1 protein-coding gene is annotated in these 1,287 nt (G+C 72.3%); it reads left to right on the top strand.

Annotated features, from left to right (window positions below; all coding sequences use genetic code 11):
- On the top strand, positions 1-400 hold a 400-nt coding region (locus FHN55_RS23060), incomplete at its 5' end, for a low molecular weight phosphatase family protein (RefSeq protein WP_373995758.1).
- Positions 401-1,287 lie beyond the last annotated feature (887 nt).

Genomic DNA, 1,287 nt, shown 5'->3' with positions numbered 1-1,287 from the left:
GGTCTGGCGCAGCGGCGCCAGCCCCGAGGGTCACGTCGCCCGGCAGGTCACCGCGGCGCACGTCCGCGACGCCGCTCTGGTGCTCACCGCTGCGCGGGAGCACCGCAGCGCCGTCGTCCGGCTCGCCCCGGCCGCGGTGCGGCGCACGTTCACCCTGCGGGAGGCAGGGCGCATCGCCGCCGCCCGCGGGGACGAGGTGCAGGGAGCTGACCCCGCCGAGCGGCTCGCGTCCCTCGTGGACCTGCTCGTGAGAGGCCGGGGGACCCTCGCCGTGCGCGAGGTCGACCAGGACGACGTGGTGGACCCGTTCCGGGCGGGCGCCTCCACCTGGGCGCTGGCGGAGTCACAGCTGCTCCCAGCAGTGCGTGCGCTCGCCGAGGCGCTCACCCCCCGGGCGTGAGAAGGGGCCCGGACCGGGGAGGTCCGGGCCCCTCCTCGAGGCGTCTCGCGTGCTCAGCGGAAGAGCCACGCGATGGAGCGGTAGACCTTCACGACCTTCACGGCCTGCTTGGGCGGGACCTTGCTGACGACCTTCGTGAAGAACCCCTTGGACTTCAGCTCGAGGATGATCGCCTTGGTCTTCGGCGGGATGCTCGGCAGGTTGCAGTTGTACGTGCCCTTCGGGCACACGGGCTGCACGTAGACCGCCTGCGAGCTGGCGGCGNNGCCGCCGCGACGACGATGCGCTTGCTCCCGCGCAGGGTGGTGCTTGCGGACATGGTGGGGCCTCTCGTCGGCTGTGGAGGAGCGCCAGAGATTCTTGCAGAAGGTCACCGGTTCGGGTGAAGGTCACGTCCAGGTCGGGCGGATCCGTTCGTTCCCCTTGGAGGGACCCCGATGCACCCAGGGTGATCAACCGTCACTCACGGTCGGTGCGGGGTCAGGCGCAGCCGGGAGCCGTGACCGCTGCCGCGGTGGCCAGCGGCTGCGTGTGCACCGTGGTGATCGGGGTGCTGGGGCCGCTGGTGGTCACCTCGATGGTGACCGTGCTCGCCCGCGGCACGGCGACGGCNNCGCCGTCGACCAGCACCTGCGCGGCCTCCCGCCCGGGAGGGAGGTACAGGGCCACGGTCAGCAGCTCCGTGGTGGGCGGGTAGCCCGGGACCTTGGTCGACACGTAGTAGGGGACCTCGGCTGGAGCGTCGTTGGTGAGCTGCACCTCGATCCGCGGGGGGGATGAGCAGCCGCCTCTCACGAGGACGGACTCCCGCAGGTAGTAGTCGAGCTTCGAGGCCGAGATGTTGCTGAGGTAGACGCCAGCGGCGCCGGAGGCGGGCTGGGGCAGCG

The sequence above is a fragment of the Streptomyces sp. NP160 genome (genome assembly GCF_006335115.1).
Lineage (GTDB): Bacteria > Actinomycetota > Actinomycetes > Actinomycetales > Quadrisphaeraceae > Quadrisphaera.
This window is presented reverse-complemented; position numbering and strand designations above follow the sequence as displayed.